General features: G+C 58.8%; 17 protein-coding genes. 14 read left to right on the top strand and 3 right to left on the bottom strand.

What is annotated here, in order from left to right; translation table 11 throughout:
* Positions 1–140 precede the first annotated feature (140 nt).
* From argB to HY751_05735, 3 genes are read right to left on the bottom strand one after another with little or no spacing between them, the layout of a single operon-like run.
* Complete coding sequence (gene argB, locus HY751_05745; GenBank protein ID MBI4665901.1) at positions 141–1,043, bottom strand: acetylglutamate kinase; 903 nt, start codon at positions 1,041–1,043, stop codon at positions 141–143.
* A gap of 11 nt (positions 1,044–1,054) precedes the next feature.
* Positions 1,055–1,456, bottom strand: a complete 402-nt coding sequence (locus tag HY751_05740) for a hypothetical protein (GenBank protein ID MBI4665900.1) — start codon at positions 1,454–1,456, stop codon at positions 1,055–1,057.
* Positions 1,443–2,429 carry a tyrosine recombinase XerC gene (locus HY751_05735; GenBank protein MBI4665899.1) on the bottom strand — a complete coding sequence of 329 codons (987 nt, stop codon included), beginning with the start codon at positions 2,427–2,429 and terminating at the stop codon, positions 1,443–1,445. Before HY751_05735 ends, HY751_05740 begins: the two co-directional genes overlap by 14 nt.
* Positions 2,430–2,992: 563 nt before the next feature.
* Between HY751_05735 and HY751_05730 the strand changes: the two genes are divergently transcribed.
* Genes HY751_05730 through HY751_05665 form a run of 14 tightly spaced genes read left to right on the top strand, consistent with a single transcriptional unit; the run spans position 2,993 to position 18,158 of the window.
* Positions 2,993–3,421: a division/cell wall cluster transcriptional repressor MraZ gene (locus tag HY751_05730; protein MBI4665898.1), complete on the top strand. Its 429-nt coding sequence runs from the start codon at positions 2,993–2,995 to the stop codon at positions 3,419–3,421.
* 41 nt (positions 3,422–3,462) lie between these two features.
* Positions 3,463–4,410, top strand: a complete 948-nt coding sequence (gene rsmH, locus HY751_05725; GenBank protein ID MBI4665897.1) for a 16S rRNA (cytosine(1402)-N(4))-methyltransferase RsmH — start codon at positions 3,463–3,465, stop codon at positions 4,408–4,410.
* A gap of 3 nt (positions 4,411–4,413) precedes the next feature.
* Complete coding sequence (locus tag HY751_05720; GenBank protein MBI4665896.1) at positions 4,414–4,716, top strand: hypothetical protein; 303 nt, start codon at positions 4,414–4,416, stop codon at positions 4,714–4,716.
* Positions 4,703–6,562 carry a penicillin-binding protein 2 gene (locus tag HY751_05715; protein ID MBI4665895.1) on the top strand — a complete coding sequence of 620 codons (1,860 nt, stop codon included), beginning with the start codon at positions 4,703–4,705 and terminating at the stop codon, positions 6,560–6,562. The genes HY751_05720 and HY751_05715 overlap by 14 nt, the downstream gene beginning before the upstream one ends.
* Positions 6,559–8,052, top strand: coding sequence for a UDP-N-acetylmuramoyl-L-alanyl-D-glutamate--2,6-diaminopimelate ligase (locus HY751_05710; GenBank protein ID MBI4665894.1), 1,494 nt, complete (start codon positions 6,559–6,561; stop codon positions 8,050–8,052). Before HY751_05715 ends, HY751_05710 begins: the two co-directional genes overlap by 4 nt.
* Positions 8,039–9,433: a UDP-N-acetylmuramoyl-tripeptide--D-alanyl-D-alanine ligase gene (locus HY751_05705; GenBank protein ID MBI4665893.1), complete on the top strand. Its 1,395-nt coding sequence runs from the start codon at positions 8,039–8,041 to the stop codon at positions 9,431–9,433. Before HY751_05710 ends, HY751_05705 begins: the two co-directional genes overlap by 14 nt.
* A complete protein-coding gene (locus tag HY751_05700; protein ID MBI4665892.1) occupies positions 9,433–10,518 on the top strand; it encodes a phospho-N-acetylmuramoyl-pentapeptide-transferase in 1,086 nt (361 codons plus the stop codon). The genes HY751_05705 and HY751_05700 overlap by 1 nt, the downstream gene beginning before the upstream one ends.
* A 7-nt stretch (positions 10,519–10,525) precedes the next feature.
* Complete coding sequence (gene murD / locus HY751_05695) at positions 10,526–11,875, top strand: UDP-N-acetylmuramoyl-L-alanine--D-glutamate ligase (GenBank protein ID MBI4665891.1); 1,350 nt, start codon at positions 10,526–10,528, stop codon at positions 11,873–11,875.
* Positions 11,875–12,996: a putative lipid II flippase FtsW gene (gene ftsW, locus HY751_05690; protein ID MBI4665890.1), complete on the top strand. Its 1,122-nt coding sequence runs from the start codon at positions 11,875–11,877 to the stop codon at positions 12,994–12,996. Before murD ends, ftsW begins: the two co-directional genes overlap by 1 nt.
* Positions 12,993–14,066, top strand: coding sequence for an undecaprenyldiphospho-muramoylpentapeptide beta-N-acetylglucosaminyltransferase (gene murG, locus HY751_05685; GenBank protein MBI4665889.1), 1,074 nt, complete (start codon positions 12,993–12,995; stop codon positions 14,064–14,066). Before ftsW ends, murG begins: the two co-directional genes overlap by 4 nt.
* A 25-nt stretch (positions 14,067–14,091) precedes the next feature.
* The gene (locus tag HY751_05680) at positions 14,092–15,474 is read left to right on the top strand and encodes a UDP-N-acetylmuramate--L-alanine ligase (GenBank protein ID MBI4665888.1); all 1,383 of its coding nucleotides are present in this window, start codon (positions 14,092–14,094) and stop codon (positions 15,472–15,474) included.
* Between the two features lie 24 nt (positions 15,475–15,498).
* Entirely contained in the window at positions 15,499–16,380 is an 882-nt protein-coding gene (gene murB, locus HY751_05675) for a UDP-N-acetylmuramate dehydrogenase (protein MBI4665887.1), read from the top strand.
* On the top strand, positions 16,373–17,314 hold the full coding sequence (locus HY751_05670; GenBank protein ID MBI4665886.1) for a D-alanine--D-alanine ligase: 942 nt from the start codon (positions 16,373–16,375) through the stop codon (positions 17,312–17,314). The genes murB and HY751_05670 overlap by 8 nt, the downstream gene beginning before the upstream one ends.
* Positions 17,304–18,158, top strand: coding sequence for an FtsQ-type POTRA domain-containing protein (locus HY751_05665; GenBank protein ID MBI4665885.1), 855 nt, complete (start codon positions 17,304–17,306; stop codon positions 18,156–18,158). The genes HY751_05670 and HY751_05665 overlap by 11 nt, the downstream gene beginning before the upstream one ends.

Genomic DNA, 18,158 nt, shown 5'->3' with positions numbered 1-18,158 from the left:
CGCGGCAAGCGGCGCCACTACAAAACCACGGATTATTAGCGTAAGGGCAACCTCATGTAGTTGCCTTGATGTGTGGTGATAAACCGGGGTCGGCGACCCCGGCGAAGCTTAGCTAAGGGATAAACCGCGAAGAAAACCCCCTACCCCCGCCTAATCTCCGTCCCCACTCCAGTATCCGTGAAAATCTCCAGCAAAGATGAGTGTTTCACCCGGCCGTCTATGATGTGGGCTTTGTGAACGCCCGCGTCCAGGGCGGAAAAACAGGCGTCCACCTTAGGTAACATGCCGCCGGAGATTACGCCGGTTTCGATGAGCGTTTTCGCTTCGGATTCCGTTATGGCGGAAATAAGGTTCTTGTCGCCGTCCAGCACGCCGGAGGAGTCTGTAAGCAATACCACCTTGTCTGCCCGCAGGGCTCCGGCCACGGCCCCCGCCACATAATCGGCGTTGATATTGTAAGTTTCGCCGTTTTCACCGAAACCCACCGGGGCTATTACTGGGATGAACCCGGCGTTTTCCAGAGCGCGTAGAACGGTGGCGTCCACATCGGTCACTTTGCCCACCAGCCCCACGTCTATTATTTCCGGCCTGTCCACCTCGGGCCCGGCCTTCTCCACATATAGCTTTTCGGCGCGGATAAGGTTGCCGTCTTTTCCCGAAAGGCCCACGGCCCGGCCACCGGCGCCGTTGATGAGGGAGACTATCTCCTTGTTCACCTTGCCCACCAGTACCATCTCCACCACGTCCACCGTGGCCTCGTCGGTAACGCGCATGCCCTGGATAAACTGGGTGGGTATGTTCAGCCGTTTGAGGAAATCGCCAATCTGCGGGCCGCCCCCGTGGACAACCACGGGGTTTATGCCGATGTGTTTTAGCAGTATCACGTCCCTGGCGAAGACCTTTTTCAAGTCCTCCTGCACCATGGCGGCGCCACCGTACTTTATAACGATGGTCTTGCCCCGGAACTTCTGCATGTAAGGCAGGGCCTCGGCCAGCACCTCGGCCTTGCGGACTAAATCCCCTAATTCTTTAGCTCTCTCCATGGAGGGCTATTTTACGCCCGGACAGAGCTGGGAATGAAGTCCAAAACCTTCACTTTTTTCAAAAGGCCGGACACGGAAAGCCTGGAAAGCCTGGAGACCCACGCCGGGCGCTCCATGTCTTTTTTCAGGTAATCGTCCAGCCGCCACACGCCGCCAGTGTCCAGCTGTTCGGAAGTCACCTCGCTTAGATAGCCTATCTCCTGCGACACCGCCGCTTCCACCGCCTCGGCGGGTTCTTTGCGGAGGTTTGTTATGGCCACCATGGAGTTTTTTCTGCAGGGCATGATGCGGGCGATTGGCCCGGTGGAGTCGTACACCACAACTTCCAGCCCGCGCCGGTTGGCCAGGCTCACCACCTGGCTGGGATAGGACATGAACCTGTCCAGGGTGATCTTGCGTTTAAGGTTGTTCATGGGATTCTTCCTTCCTGACACGTCTGTCATCGCGAGGGTTTCGTTGGATAAGGGCCCTTGGATGGGCGCTGTCGTAAACTTTCATAAGCTGGGTCAGGCTTACGTGTGTGTACTTCTGGGTGGTGGAAAGGCTGGAATGGCCCAGCATTTCCTGGATAAGCCGCAGGTCCGCCCCGCCATCCAAAAGATGGGTTGCGAAACTGTGGCGGAGCCTGTGGGGCGCCACGGGCCGGTCCAGCCCGCTTTTCCTGCCCCATTTCTTAACGATCGCGTGGATGGAACGCACGGTCAGCCGCTCCCCGCGCTGGTTTAAGAACAGGGGAGTCCCCAAACCGTCGGGGCCTTTGGGCGTGGCTATCATCAGCCATTCGCGCAAGGCCTGGGCCGCCTTGCCGCCGAAGGGCGTGATGCGCTCTTTCATCCCCTTGCCCATCACGGTCACGAAACACCGCCCCATGTCCAGGGAGGATATGGACAAAGAGGCAAGCTCCGAGGCCCGCAGGCCGGTGGCGTAAAACATCTCAAGGATGGCCTTGTCGCGCACGGCGGCGAAATCGTCTCCTTCGGGCGCCTGTACTAGCAGGAAAGCTTCGTCTGGTGTCAATAAGCCCGGGGTGGTTTTGGGCTTGGATGGGAGGGGAACAGAACGCGCCGGGTTGGCCTGGATGAGGCCGATGAGCATAAGGTAATAAAAAAAGGAACGCAAAGTGGAAATCTTCCGCTCAATGGCGGAGGGCGCCAGGCCCCGCGCATGCAGGGCCCCAACGAAAGCCCGTATGCCGGGGCAGTCTATGGCAATAAACGTTTTAACATCCGAGTTGTCGCTCCAGGCGCCCCGTTTCCGGAGAAAATCGAAAAACTGGCGGAGATCTAGGGAGTATGCACGCAACGTATGGGAGGATGCGCTTTTCTCCGCCAGCATTCGATCCAGATAAAGGTCAATTATCTCCTTCTCCGGAAATTTGATTTCCACTTTTGCGCTCATGCGGAAATGGAAAAAGCAAGTTAAGTACCAATTCGCCCCGCTTTTTCAAATTAATTACTCCTATATAAACAAAGAGTTTAAATAAGCTATTTAAACCTGATTTTAAACATCACTGGTTTGCCGCCTGGAAAGCTACGTTTTTTGTTGGCCGCAGTGACCCATCATCACGATTCGGGGATTGGGAAACGGGTTATAAAATTTTTACCCTTTTCAAATTTTAACCGTCGTGGATTCGCGGCCCATGGAACGTCCAGCCAGGTTTGGATTCAGTTGACATCGGCTCTCAATTGACCAGGATTTCCCCCCGTCATTATTTTGACAGTCCGGTTGACATTTATATATAATTAGCATATTATTTACAAAAATTAGATGATATTAAAATGTTATTAGGATTAATTGAGCTATAAATATCTGATAAATCTGGGATAATTTTAAATAATGAAACTGGGCGCTTTTGCTAAATATAGATTAAATAGGCTTGACGCTCTTACTTTGTTTAGCTAATATTATGAACGGTGTCATAAAGTGTCATAAAGTGGCAAGAGGCGAGCATGTTCATAGGCACGTACGAAGTAAGTGTGGATCCCAAGGGAAGGGTCCATCTTCCGGCGAAGGTGCGGGATGCGCTCATGGAAGTTTACGAGCCGCCTCTTGTGGTTACAGTATCGGACCGGTGTTTGGCGGGCTATCCGGCCAGGCAATGGCTGGAGCGGTACGAGAAGCTGGCATCGGAGCCTTATACCCCCGAAAAGGGGGATCTTTTGAGGGCCATCTCGGCCAACGCCGAGGAATGCCCCTTGAAAAACGGCAGGGTGTTAATTTCCGCCAGGCTCCGGGAGTACGCGGGGATAGACAAAGACGCGGTGATAGTAGGTTGCGTCAAGAAAATAGAGATCTGGTCGGCGGAGCGGTACCGGCAGGTTAGCCAGTCGGTTCCGGCGGGAGAATTGTCGGAGCGCATCCGCCAGTACGGATACTAGAAAGCCGGTTTCGCCGGTTTTCCATTGGAATGGCCGGCGTGATGAAGCATGTGCCTGTTTTGCTGGAGGAGGTTGTCTCTTTCCTGTTCGGCAGGGGGGAGAGTGTCGTGGTGGACGCCACTTTGGGCGGTGGCGGCCATGCGGAGGCGGTTCTGCGAAGGTTTCCGGAGGTGAAACTTCTCATAGGGCTGGACAGGGACGAAGAGGCGGTGGAAAGAGCCGCCGCCAGGCTTGCTCCTTTTGGCCCGAGGGTTCGGGCGCAAAAGGCCCATTTCATCGAACTGGGGGATGTTATGGACCGTATGGGCGTATCGAAGGCGGACGCGGTTTTGATGGACCTGGGCGTTTCTTCATTTCATTTGGACGATCCCGCACGGGGTTTTTCCTTTTCCAAGAACGGTCCGCTGGACATGCGGATGGACAAAGCCCAATCCCTTACCGCCGCCGGACTGGTGAACACCCTTGGAGAAAGGGAACTGGCTTTGATCTTTTACAGATATGGCGAAGAGCGCCATTCGGCCAGGATCGCCAAAGAAATCGTAAAAGAGAGGGCTGGAGAGCCCATAGCCACCACCGGCAGGCTGGCGAAAATAGTTGAAAAAGCCATGCCCGGCGGAGCGAAACACGGCCCCATCCATCCGGCCACCAGGGTGTTCCAGGCGTTGAGGATTGCGGTGAACGGCGAGCTGGACAACCTGGCCCAATCCATAGAGAAGGCGGCCGAGAGGCTCAACCCGGGCGGCAGGATAGGGGTGATCTCCTTCCACAGCCTGGAGGACAGGATAGTAAAAGACGTTTTCAGCAGGCTTTCGGGCCGCTGTGAATGCCCGCCGGGGCTTCCGGTGTGCGTGTGCGGCAAGAGAAAATCGGTGAACGTTATCACCAGAAAGCCGGTGACGGCCGGTGATGAAGAGACGGGGGCCAATCCCAGGGCGCGGTCGGCCAAGCTGAGAGTGGCCGAGCGTGTGGAAGAAAAAGAGGCGGCTTAAAGGATGATCAGTCAGAACGGCAAAAACGGGCATGGGGCCAAGGTTTTGGCCCTATATGTTTTGTCCGGAGTCCTATTTGTGACGGCCACGCTCATTTACGTTTATCCCTCCATACGGGCCACGGCGCTGATGTATGAATATTCCGCCAACCTCAAAAAGCTGGCCGACCTGCGGGAACTGAACAAAAAAATGAAGCTGGAGGTGTCCTCGCGCCGCTCTTTTGACCTTATAGAAAACCGCGCGGTGCGGGAGTTGGGCTACGTTTTCCCCACGCGGGACCAGGTGGTGATAATTGCGAAGCGGTAACGGCGGTTCAGCCGGGGGCGTAAAGCGGGACTGGTACAAGGCGCGGGTCTATCTTGTTTCCGCTGTGATACTGGTCTGGTTCGCCGTTTTGTCCGGCAGGCTGGCCCAGCTGATGCTGTTCTCGGATGAGCGGGTGGATGAGTATTCGGAGAACCTCCATTTCGGCCATATGCGGGTGCACCTTCCCCGTGGAGTCATCTACGACAGGAATTTTAACGAGATGGCCGTTTCCATAGACATGAACTCCATCTATATGAACCCCCGCCTGATGGAAAACCCGGCCAAGGCCATCAAGACGCTGGCGGACATGCTGGAGCCGGAAGACGCCACTGCGCGGGACGCTTTACACAAGAAGATGCTCTCCGACCTGCGCAAGAGGAGCAGAAGGAGTTTTATATGGGTGCGCCGCAAGGTGGAGCCGGAGCTGGCGGAAAAGGTGCGCAAGGCCGATTTGCCGGGCGTGGGGTTCGTTAAGGAGTCCAAGAGGTTCTATCCTAAACGGGACATCGCCGCGAAAATAATCGGGTTTTGCGGAATGGACAACCAGGGGCTATACGGCATCGAGTACGCCTACAACAACGTTATGAGGCCGTTGAACTCCCAGTTCGTTGTGCTAAAAGACGCTTTGGGCAGGCCCGTGTCCATGCCCGAGGCCATGGAGCTGGCGGACAAGGCGGCGCCTTTGGACATGGTCCTCACCATAGATGAGCGGGTGCAGTACATCACGGAAAAAGCCCTGGAAAAACAGGTGCTCAAGTCTGGCGCCAAAGGGGGCGTGGCCATAGTGATGGATCCGGCCACGGGGGAAATACTGGCCATGGCCGAACAGCCCAGGTACAACCCGAACAATTTTGCAAGATACAGCGCCGAGAACATGAAGCCGAAGGCCGTGGCCGAGTCGGTGGAGCCGGGCTCCACCTTCAAGCTTTTCGTGGTGGCCTCCGCCATGGATGAACGGCTTGTCACTCCCGACGATGTTATTGATTGCGAGCTGGGCAGTTATTCTCTGGGTGGAAGGCAGTTCAAAGAGGCGCACAAAAACAGATATGGCAACCTCACGGTTTCGGAGATCATAGCCAAATCTTCCAACATTGGCGCCATAAAGATAGGCGAAATGCTGGGTCCGCAACGGCTCATGAGGCATCTTAAGGATTTCGGATTCGGCGCTAAAACCGAAATTGACTTGCCCGGCGAAGCCCCTGGCCTGCTACGGCCGGTCTCCCAATGGTCGGCCACGTCGCTTCCGTCCATCTCGTTCGGGCAGGAGACTTCCGTTACGCCGATCCAGTTAATTACCGGCGTGGCGGTGTTCGCCAATGGCGGATACCTGGTGCGCCCCCATTTCCTGCGGGCGAAAATGCGAGAGGGCGAAGTGGATTCAGTGACCGCCCGCGAGGTGGTGGGGAGGCCCATAACGGCGGCCACTGCCATGCTCATGCGCGAGATGATGAAAGGCGTGGTGACCGGCGGCACCGGCGAGAACGCGGCCATACCCGGCTATACCGTGGCGGGGAAAACCGGCACAGCCCAGAAGATAGACCCTGTCACACGGGCCTATTCGACGGATAAATACCTGGCCTCGTTTGTGGGTTTTTTCCCTGTAGAGGCGCCGCGCCTTGTGATCCTTGTGATGGTGGACGAACCTAAGGGTGTTGAATGGGGCGGGGCGGTGGCGGCGCCGGTGTTCTCGGAGATAGGCGCCCGGGCGGCCCGCGCGTTGCGGATACCATCAACCGACTCGGAGATATACGAAATCAACTGGCGGAAGCTCTCCGGCAAAGACCGGGTGGCGGGAGCCGGGAATGGCGGGCGGGCTATTGAGAGCCAGCCGGGACTGGATTCATGACCGGAGCAAAAAGCCTGGAAGAGGCGCTAAAAACCATTGCGCCTTTGCGCGTGGCCGGGCATGGCGCTGGAGCGCTGAATGGGTTGTGCTACGACTCAAGACAGACCAGCTCCGGTTTCGCTTTTGTGGCTATCCCCGGGGCGAAACTGGACGGAACCGCTTTTGTGGCGGACGCCTTGGACAGAGGCGCCTCGATGATAGTGGCCGAGAAGGAGCCGCAGACGCCCATCCCCGCCAACGTCACCATGGTTGTGGTGGAAAACGCAAGAAAAGCGCTGGGTGCGCTGGCTGGATATTTTTACAACTGGCCCGCCTCCGCATTGAGCGTGGTGGGGATAACAGGCACCAACGGCAAGACCACCACTTCGTACCTCATAGCCGGAATGATGAGGACCGCCGGGCGTTCCTGCGGGCGGATAGGCACCGTGGGTCACGACCTTCTGACCGGAACCGAGATGCCAGCGGAGAACACCACGCCGGAAGCGCTGGACCTTATGCGGATGCTGGCCACCATCCGCAAACATGGCGGGTCGGCCTGCGCCATGGAGGTGTCTTCCCACGCGCTGGACCAGGGAAGGGCCGACGCGGTTAAATTCTCCACGGCGGTCTTCACCAACCTCACGCAGGACCATCTGGATTACCACGGGGACATGGAGCGCTACTTCGCCGCCAAGGCGCGGCTGTTTACGGAGCTTTCCCCAGGCCACGCCGTCATCAACATGGACGACCCGTATGGCGTAAGGCTGTTCGATATCACCCACGCGCCGAAAATAACCTACGGCCTCCAGCCGGGCGCCGACTGTTTCGCCGAGGGCGTTGCGGTGACTGTGGAAGGGATAAGCATGACCCTTAAAACCCCTTTTGGCGACGCGCCGCTACGCTCCCCCTTAGTAGGCCGGCACAACGTTTATAACATCCTGGCCACGGCGGCGGTGGCTGTGGCCGAGGGGGTGGATATAGACACGCTGGTAAAGGGCGTGGCCAGCCTGAAAAACGTGCCGGGAAGGTTTGAAAGCGTGAACGCGGGCCAGCCTTTCGCGCTGATAGTGGACTACGCCCATACCGACGACGCCCTTGTAAACGTCCTGACCACTGCGCGGGGAGTCACCAGGGGCAAGCTAATCACCGTGTTCGGATGCGGCGGGGACCGGGACAGGAAAAAGAGGCCGCTTATGGGAAGGGCGGCGTGGAGGCTGTCCGACCGGGTGGTGGTGACCTCCGACAACCCCCGCACGGAAGACCCGGACAAAATAATTGAAGAGGTCCTGGCCGGGATTGACAGGGAAGAAAATCCCGCCGGTGAGCTTATGGTGGAGGCGGACCGCCGCGCGGCCATCCGTTCCGCCGTGGCGCAGGCCAGGGAAGGGGACATAGTGGTGATCGCCGGGAAGGGACACGAGAATTACCAGATAATCGGCGCCACAAAGATACATTTCGACGACCGCGAGGAGGCGGCGGAAGCGGTGAGGCTTTTAAATGCCAGCGTTTGAGGCGTTGGAACTAGCCCACGCCGTGGGCGGCAGGCTGGTGCTGGGCACGGGCCAGAAAACGCGCGGGGTGTGCATAAACTCCAGGCTTGTCCGCCGGGGGAACCTTTTCGTGGCGATAAAAGGGGACAGGTTCGACGGCCACGTCTTCACCCGCGAAGCTTTCAACCGTGGCGCCGGTGCGGCAATCATATCGGAGCCGTATCTTATACTCACCCAGCCCCAGGCCACGCTTATCCTGGTGGAGGATACGGTTTTCGCCCTGCAGGAGCTGGCGGCCTATCACAGGAGAAAGTTCAGGAAGTTGATTGTCGTTGGCGTTACAGGCTCGTCGGGGAAGACCACGGTGAAGAACCTTATAGCCGGGGCCCTTTCGGTGAAATACAACACCCTGAAAACGGAAGGCAACCTGAACAATCATATAGGAACGCCTTTGACCCTTCTAAACCTCACGGCAAAACACCAGGCGGCGGTTATTGAGATGGGGATGAGTTCCCCCGGCGAGATTGCAAGGCTTGCGAAGATAGCAGACCCGAAGATAGGCGTAATTACCAACGTGGGCTCGGCGCACATGGGCAAGCTGGGCTCGGTGGCCGCTGTGCGGGCCGCCAAGGCGGAGCTTTTGGAGAACATGCGCAAGGGTGGCGTGGCCGCGCTCAACGCCGATGACTGGCATAGCGCGCCGCTGATAGAAAAGAAGATAAGGCGGACGGTCACCTTTGGCGCCGCCGCCGGGGCCTCGTTCCGCCTAATGGGCTCCGAGCCAATACTTGGAACGGGGGGCAGAGCGCTCACCATAAAAGCCAAAGGCAAAGAATACAAGACGCGCATCGGGCTTATAGGATTGAAAGACGCGGAGAACGCCGTGGCCGCTTTCGCCGCCGCCGTTATGGCCGGTGTGGAGCCGGAGAAAATAGGCCGGGGCCTGGCAAAGGTTAAAGCGGAGAAGATGCGAATGGAGCCGGTCCGCTTGAAGAACGGCGCGCTACTTATAAACGACACGTACAACGCCAACCCGCAATCCGCCGAGGCGGCGCTTTACACCCTGGCCGAATACAAGGACAAAGGCAGAACCATATTCGTGCTGGGCGACATGCTGGAGCTTGGCCCGGCCAGTTCCCGCGTGCACAGGCATATCGGCAAGGTGGCGGCGAAAACCGGCGTTTCCGCGATTTTCGTGTTGGGAACGCATTCGGAAGACGCCGCGGCGGAAGCGGCGCGGCTGGGCGTCAAAGCCGTAGTGGGCCATACCCACGAGGAGCTTGCGGACAAACTGGCGGCGTTTATAAAGCCGTATGACACGGCGCTTATTAAAGGCTCGCGCGGGTCGGCCATGGAAAAAGTGGTAAACAGGCTTTTGCCGGTCATGGGGGGAGTGGCGTAGTGTTATATCATCTTCTATATCCTCTGCACGACAGCCACACGCTGTTCAACGTGTTCCGGTATATCACGTTCCGTTCAATCTACGCGGTGATAACCGGCCTGGCGGCGGCGCTAATCATCGGGCCCGTGCTTATCGAGTATCTCAAGACCCAGAACATAGGGGAAAAGATCCGCGCCGACGGGCCCAAGACCCACCTTTCCAAGGCGGGCACCCCCACCATGGGCGGCATAATGATACTGATATCGCTGGCCTTTCCCACCTTGCTGTGGGCGGACCTTACCAGCGGCTACATTTGGGCCGCCGTCCTCACGGCGCTCCTTTTCGGCCTCATCGGGTTTTATGACGATTACGCCAAACTCACCGGATTGAGAAAAGGGGGCATCTCCGGAAAGCGGAAACTTCTTTTGCAGTTCGCCGCCGCCCTGGTTGTGGTGTTGATCCTTTACGTCATCAACGGCGGGGCGGAAAGTTTCACAAGGATACATGTGCCGTTCCTTAAAAGTGTGCGGCCGGACCTGGGAGTATTTTATATCCCCTTCGCCATGCTGGTGATAGTGGCGGCGGCCAACGCCGTTAACCTCACCGACGGGCTGGACGGGCTGGCCATAGGCCCCGTAACAGTGTCATTCCTTGCCTTCGCCGCGCTCATGTACCTGTCGGGCAACGCCAAGTTCGCCGAGTACCTCAACATCCCTTACGTGCCCCAGGCGGGGGAGATGACGGTGTTCTGCGCGGCGGTGGTGGGGGCCTCACTGGGGTTCCTCTGGTACAACTGCTACCCGGCCATGATCTTCATGGGCAACGTGGGCTCCACGGCGCTGGGGGGTATCCTCGGCGTGGTGGCGGTGATGTGCAAACAGGAAATACTGCTGGCCATCGTGGGCGGCGTGTTCGTGGTGGAGGCGCTGTCGGTGATCATCCAGGTGGCCTGGTACAAATCCACCGGCAAACGGTTTTTCAGGATGGCGCCCCTGCATCATCATTTCGAACAGCTGGGCTGGCCCGAGCCGCAGGTTATCGTGCGGTTCTGGATAGTGTCCGCCATCCTGGCCCTCATCTCCCTTAGCACGCTGAAACTCAGGTGAGGGAGTGATGGATTACAAAAATAAAAAGGCGCTGATAATCGGCCTGGCCAAAAGCGGAGCCGCCGCGGCATTGCTGATAGACAGCATGGGGGGCCAGACCATGGTCACCGACGTGAAGCCCGAAAAGGACCTGGCGGAGTTTGCCGCCATGCTACCCGGGAGGACCACACGCGTTTTGGGTAGCCATGACGGGATAAATCCTGCGGAGTACGACCTGGCGGTTATAAGCCCCGGCGTGCCGTGGGAGGCGCCTTTGCCAGCGGCGGTAAGAAACGCGGGGGTGGAGCTTATCTCCGAGGTGGAGCTGGCGTTCCGCCATTTGAACGCGCCGGTTATGGCTGTAACCGGAGCCAACGGCAAGACCACCACCACCACCCTCACCGGCAGGATGATGTCCCGGCGGCATAAAACCTTCGTGGGCGGCAACATTGGGGATCCGCTTTGCTGGGCCGTGGGCGGGGGGCATCAGTGGGCCGTGGTGGAAATGTCCAGCTTCCAGCTGGAGGGGATAAAGACGTTCAGGCCGAAGGTTAGCGCCGTGCTGAACGTCACGCCGGACCATATGGACAGGCACAAGACCATGGAGATATACGCCGGGCTGAAAGCCAGGTTGTTCGAAAACCAGAGGGAGGGGGACACGGTTATCCTCAACGCCGAAGATCCCATAGGCTCCAGGCTCACGCCGCCGCCAGGGGTTCGAAAACTGTATTTCGGGATAAACCCCCACGGCAAACCCGGGGCGTGGGTGGAAGGCTCTAAAGCCGTGGCCGACATCGGTGGCGGCAAGGTGGAGCTGTTCACCTTGACCGACCTGAAAGTTCCAGGAACCCACAACGTGGAAAACGCGCTGGCCGCGTCGCTTTTGTCGCTGGCGGGCGGAGCCTCCGTGGAGGATGTCCGCGAGGTCATCGTGGATTTCGAAGGCCTGCCGCACCGCATGGAGCGCGTGGGTCTCATCAACGGCGTTGCGTTCATAAACGACTCCAAAGGGACTAACACCGACGCGTCCATAAAATCCCTCTCAGGATACAAGGGGAACGTGGTGATAATCGCCGGAGGCTCCAGCAAAGGGGCGGATTTCACATCTTTCGCCGAAGCGGCGCGCCTCCACGCCAAGGGAGCCGTGCTTATCGGCAAGACCGCCGGTCAAATAAAAACGGCCCTGGGGGATTTTAATCCGGTGGAAATGGCGGCCAGCCTGGAAGAGGCCGTGCGGTTGGCCGCTGGCATGGCCGCATCGGGTGACACGGTTCTTCTATCCCCCGCCTGCGCCAGTTTCGACATGTTCAGGAATTACGAGCATCGCGGCGAAGAGTTCAGGAAAGCCGTGGCCGCTTTCGGGAAGGAGCGGGCCTGATGCCGGTAAAAACAAGGCCCGACATCTGGATAATCATATGCGCCCTGTTATTGCTGGGGCTGGGGATAGTCATGATCTTCTCCAGTTCGGCGGTAATCGCCATAGAGAAACACGGGGACTCCTATTATTTCCTCAAACGGCAGGGGATGTGGTCCCTGCTGGGCGTGCTGGGCATGTTCGCCGCCATGAGGTTCGATTACCGGTTCCTGAAAAAAAGGATATGGCTGATTTACGCGCTGGTCCTGTCGGCGCTTGTGCTGGTTTACGCGCCGGGGCTCGGAGTGAACGTGAACGGCGCGAAAAGATGGATAAACCTCGGGTTCGCCACCGTCCAGCCTTCAGAGGTGGCCAAGCTGGGCATAGTGATATTCTTCGCCGGTTTTCTGGCCAAGAAAGAAGAGGAGAACACCATAAAGGACTTCGTGTTCGGCTACATGCCCAACCTGGTGGCCTTGCTGGTGGTGTTCATCCTCATCCAGCTCCAGCCCGATTTGGGCACGGCCATGATAATAGGCATGGTCTCGTTCACCATGTTCCTGATTTCGGGTGTCCGTGGCCGTTACCTGGCGGGCACATTTCTGCTGGCCCTGCCCATCCTGTGGGCGGCGGTTTACAACGTGGGCTACCGGCGCCGCCGGATCCTCTCGTTCCTCAACCCGTGGGACGACGCGTCCGATTCAGGTTATCAGATCATCCAGTCCTTCGTGGCGCTGGCCAAGGGTGGCGTGCTGGGCGTTGGCCTGGGCAATGGCAGACAGAAACTTTTCTACCTGCCGGAGCCGCATACGGATTTCATATTTTCCATCATCGGCGAGGAATTGGGCCTGGTGGGGGCGCTCACGGTGGTGGGGCTATTCCTGATTCTGGCGTGGCGAGGGATCCGCGCGGGGCTTATGGCGCAGGACAGGTTCAGCTCCCTTTTGGCCCTGGGCATAACCTTCACCATCACCATACAGGCGTTGTTGAACATATCGGTAATCGCCGGAGCCATGCCCACCAAGGGTCTGCCGCTTCCTTTCATAAGCTTGGGAGGCACGGCGCTGGTGATGTGGCTCATAAGCGTTGGTCTGCTGGCGAACATATCGGAGAAGGCCGCAAGGCCGTATCTGGAAAGGTCATGAAAGTGATAATCACCGGCGGCGGAACGGCGGGCCACGTTTATCCGGGAGTGGCGGTGGCCAAGGAGCTATTGGCCCGGAGGGCCGGGGTGGAAATCCTGTTTGTGGGGGCAGTGAACGGGGTGGAGACAAGGCTTGTGCCCCAGGAGGGTTTCGCCATCGAAACGCTGGATGTGGCGGGAATCAAAGGCAAAGGTTTTTTAAGCCGCGTATCGGCCCTGGCCAAGCTGGTGAAGGGCGTCGGACAGGCTCGGGAGATCATGGGTAATTTTAAGCCGGACGTGATACTAGGTTGCGGGGGCTATGCGTCTGGCCCGGTGGGGCTGGCGGCGGTTCTTGCGGGAACACCGCTGGCGGTGGCCGAGCAGAACGCCGCGCCGGGGTTGACCAACCGGTGGCTGGGAAAGATAGCCCAAAAAGTTTTCGTCACCTGGCCAGGTTCTGAAAGTTTCTTTCCCGGCGGCAAAGGGATTGTGACGGGCAACCCCATACGGCCGGAATTTTTCACCGTCCAGAGAAGACGGCAGGACTCGCGGCTGGGCATATTGGTTGTGGGGGGCAGTCTGGGCGCCTCCTCCATGAACACGGCAATGATGGAGGCTGTGCAAACGATGGACGCTTTCGCGGGCTCCATAAGCGTTGTTCACCAGACCGGAGCCAAGGATATAGAGCGGGTTAAGAAAGCCTACATTAACGCCAGGTTCCGATGGGAGGCTTCGGCGTTTTACGCGGATATGCCCCAGAGGCTGGCCGACGCGGACATCGTCATCTCCCGCGCCGGGGCCGGGGCCGTGGCGGAAATATGCGCCGTGGGCAGGCCTGCGGTTTACGTTCCGTTCCCCCACGCGGCGGACGATCATCAAACGAAAAACGCCCAGGCAATGGCCCAGGCGGGGGCGGCGCTGGTGGTGAGGGATCAGGGGTTGAACGGCGCCGCAATCGCCGGGATGGTTGAGAAATTTTTAAATGACCGCGCCGGACTTGCCCAAATGGGCGAAAGCGCCCGGCGGATGGCCAGGCCCCACGCGGCGCGGGAGATCGCCGACGGGCTCATGAAGCTCGTGGCGGCGTAAGGAAAAAGCTGTGGACGGACAGGAAATGAAAACTCAAAGGTTCGGAAAAACCAAGACCCTGCATTTCGTCGGCATAGGCGGGGCGGGGATGAGCGGCATAGCGGAGATACTGCTTAACATGGGGTACGCGGTTACAGGGTCGGACGTGGCCGAGTCTGACACGGTGAAGGTCCTGCGTTCGATGGGGGCGAGGGTGGCCGTGGGCCATGGGGCGCAAAACGTTGGCGAAGCCGACGTGGTGGTGGTCTCCTCCGCCATCCGGAGCGACAACCCGGAGATAGTGGAAGCCAGGAGCCGCCTGATACCGGTGATCCCCAGGGCGGAAATGCTGGCCGAGCTTATGCGGATGAAACACTCGGTGGCGGTGGCGGGCGCCCACGGCAAGACCACCACAACCTCCATGACGGCGGTGACCCTCACAAAAGGTGGATATGACCCCACGATAATCATCGGCGGCAAGGTGGACAGGTTCGGCTCCGGCGCCAAGCTGGGGCAGGGTGAGTTTCTGGTGGCCGAGGCGGACGAGTCCGACGGGTCGTTCCTGAAGCTGTATCCCACCATAGCCATAGTGACCAATATAGACGCCGAGCACCTGGACCATTACGGCTCCTTCGACAACGTCAAACGCGCCTTCGTGGAGTTTATCAACAAGACCCCGTTCTACGGCGTGTCGGTGCTGTGCCTGGACGACCCGGCGATACAGGAAATAATCCCCCACGTCACCAAGCGGTTCCGAACTTACGGCATTAAGTCCACGGCCGACCTTACGGCGCGGGAAATAAAATACGACAAGTTCAATTCCACCTTCACCGTGGCGTTAGAAGGGCATGAAGTGGGCCGCGTGGGCATATCCATGCCCGGCGTGCATAACGTGTATAACGCTCTGGCGGCCATGTCTGTGGGGATGGAGCTTGGCATGGAGCCCGCCGGGGCGGTGGCGTCGCTAACCGGTTTCGCCGGTGTCCAGCGGCGGTGCCAGGTGAAGGGCGAGGCGCGCGGAATAATGATGATAGACGATTACGGCCACCACCCCAACGAGATCCGCGCCACCTTGCGCGCCATCAAGGAAGGTTTCGCCGACAGGAGGCTTGTGGTGGTGTTCCAGCCCCACAGGTACAGCAGGACCCGCGACCAGATGGAGGAGTTCCACACCTCTTTCTACGACGCCGACGAACTCATCGTTATGGAGATATACGCCGCCGGTGAGGCGCCCATTGAAGGGGTACGCGGTGAGATCCTGGCCGAAGGGGTGGCCGCCCACGGGAAAAAAGGGGTGAAGTTCGCCGCCAGCCTGGACGCGGCCCTGAAGATCGCGCTGGAGACCGCGCGCGAGGGGGACATTGTGCTTACCCTTGGCGCTGGAAATGTGACTCAACTGGGCGGCAGGATCCTCTCCGCGCTGGCCTGACGGAATAAGGAATGAGAGAAGCCGATGAAAAAAGGATTGGTGGAGGTGAACGCTCCACTGGCCGGGCTTACCACCTTTGGAATAGGCGGCCCGGCGGACAGGCTGGTTTTTCCCGCCACGGCGGAAGAGGCGGGGAGGTGGATACGCTCCGGAGAGGTTTCGCTCATCCTGGGCGGCGGATCGAACACGCTGGTGTCGGACGCGGGCGTGAGGGGAACGGCGCTTTGCCTTGCGGGTGTACTGGCCGAAGTGGAGTTTTTGCAGGGGCCCGGCGGGCAAATGGTAATAGAGGCGCAAGCCGGGGTTTCTTTTACGAAACTTGCGGTGGCGGCATGCCGCCAGTCGTTGAGCGGGCTTGAGTTCGCCCATGGGATTCCGGGCACGGTTGGAGGAGCGATAGTGATGAACGCGGGAACGAGGGACGGAGAGGTTAAAGATGTCCTCTTGTCCGCCACCGTTGTCACAAGGGAAGGGGAGACCATTACTTTGGGAAGTGACGATATGGGGTTTGCGTACCGTTCGTCAGCCTTGCCTAAAGACGCGTTGATTCTTTCCTGCCGCTTCGTGGCGCGGGAAGGGGACAGGGCGCGGATAAAAGAGCGGATGCGACAGTCCCAGCTTGCGCGGAAGGCTTCACAGCCGCTGGACATTCCCTCCGCCGGATCGGTGTTTAAAAACCCGCCGGGGGATTACGCCGGACGGCTCATAGAGGCCGCTGGGCTTAAGGGGACTCGAATTGGAGGCGCCAGGGTGTCTGAAAAACACGCCAATTTCATAGTGAACGAAGGTGGCGCCACTGCGCGGGACGTGCGCGCGCTTATGAAGCTGGCCCAGGACAGGGTTTACGAAATGTCCGGCGTGAAACTTGCGCCGGAGATAAAGCTTGTGGGGGAATTCGATGAGTAAGGCTCGCATAGATACGCTCAAATACAAAAAAGTGGCCGTACTCATGGGCGGCCTGTCCAGCGAACGGGAGATAAGCCTGAAAACCGGCGCCGCCGTGCTGGGGGCCCTTGCGCGGCTGGGGATCCCCTCTGTAAGCATAGACGCCGGCCGCGACGTATGCGAGCAGATAAAAAAGAGCGGCGCCCACGTGGCGTTCATCGCCCTGCATGGCCGCTATGGCGAGGATGGGTGCATCCAGGGGGCGCTGGAGGCCATGGGCGTTCCATACACCGCTTCCGGGGTGGCGGCCAGCGCCATAGCCATGAACAAGCGGCTCACGAAAATGGTTTGCCAAAGCATCGGCGTGGCCACGCCGGGTTACCGGGTTATAGGGAAAAACGACGCGGACAGGGAAACGGCGATAGCGTCCCTGGCCGCGCCGGTGGTCATAAAACCTTCGGTTGGAGGATCGTCCATAGGTGTTACGGTCTGCCTTTCCGGCGACAAGATAGCGGATGCGGTGGAAAGGGCATTCGGCGAATACCATGAAATGGTGGCCGAGGATTTCGTGGAAGGCGCGCTTATAACCGTTGGCGTGCTGGGCGACATGGCCTTGCCCGCCGTGGAGATAGAGACCACCGGGGGTTTTTACGACTACACCCATAAATATACCCCAGGCTCTACCCATTACCACATTCCCGCCCGGCTGGCGGACGGGTCGTTGCAAGAGGCCGCCCGCATGACATTGGCCGTACACGGGGCGCTGGGTTGCAAGGGGGCCACCCGTTCCGAGTTTATTGTGGACCGGGCGGGCAAACCCTGGTTTCTGGAGCTCAACACCATCCCGGGAATGACGGAAACCAGCCTTCTGCCCAAAGAGGCCGCCGCCGTGGGACTTTCGTTCGATGACCTGGTGTTGACCATCCTTATGGAGGCTTTAGCCGATGACCGGTGAACAGAATACCCCCAATGGAAAGATGACAGGTTCCGCCGGAAAGGGACGAAAAAAGGCGGCCCGGGTGGTGGTTTGGGCGGCGCTTAAAACCATGGCGGCGCTGGCGGCGGTGGCCATTATGGCTTTCGGCGCCAACACAGGCTACGAGGCGGCGGTGAAAAACCGTTATTTCGACGTGTCGCAGATCCGTGTGGAAGGCCTTTCTGTCATCCACGAGGAGGAGATAAAGAAGCTGGCCGGGCCGGTGGAGGGGCGCAACACCCTGTCGCTGGACATGCGTGAGATAAGCAAGAGGTTGTTAGCCCACCCCTGGGTGGGCGAAGTGGAGCTGAGGCGCGAGCTTCCCTCCACCTTGGGCGTAAGGATAAAGGAACGGGTTCCGGCGTTCGTGGCCAGGGCTGGGAAAGAGTTCTGGGTGGTGGACGACGGCGGCGTGCTGATATGCCCCGCCGAGAACCCGGCGGAAATCCTCCTGCCGATCATCGAGGGAGCCCCGGTGGAAGATGGCAAAGTGACGGCTGGGGCAAAGCTTTCCCAGCAGGATTTCAAAGCCGCCGTTTACGCATGGGAACGCTTGAGCGGCTACAGGTTTTTGGGAAAACACCAGGTGATGGGATTCGACCTGGCCGAGCCGGGGAAAATAAAAATACGGATCAAGGACTCTCAAACCTCGCTTACGTTCCCAAGACGCAAGTGGGAGGATGAAGTGGAGAGGCTGATTACCGTGGACCACATCTTGAGGACTAAGGAGGGGACGCCTTTGTCGCTGAGCATGATGTTCGCCGACAAGGTGATTGTCACGTATCCGTCGCCGCGAAGCGCCGGAAATGGAAGCAGAGGATAG

The organism is Nitrospinota bacterium (assembly GCA_016208975.1).
Lineage (GTDB): Bacteria > Nitrospinota_A > UBA7883 > UBA7883 > JACRLM01 > JACQXA01.
The sequence above is the reverse complement of the archived record's forward strand: the minus strand, read 5'-3'. Positions and strand labels throughout refer to the sequence as shown.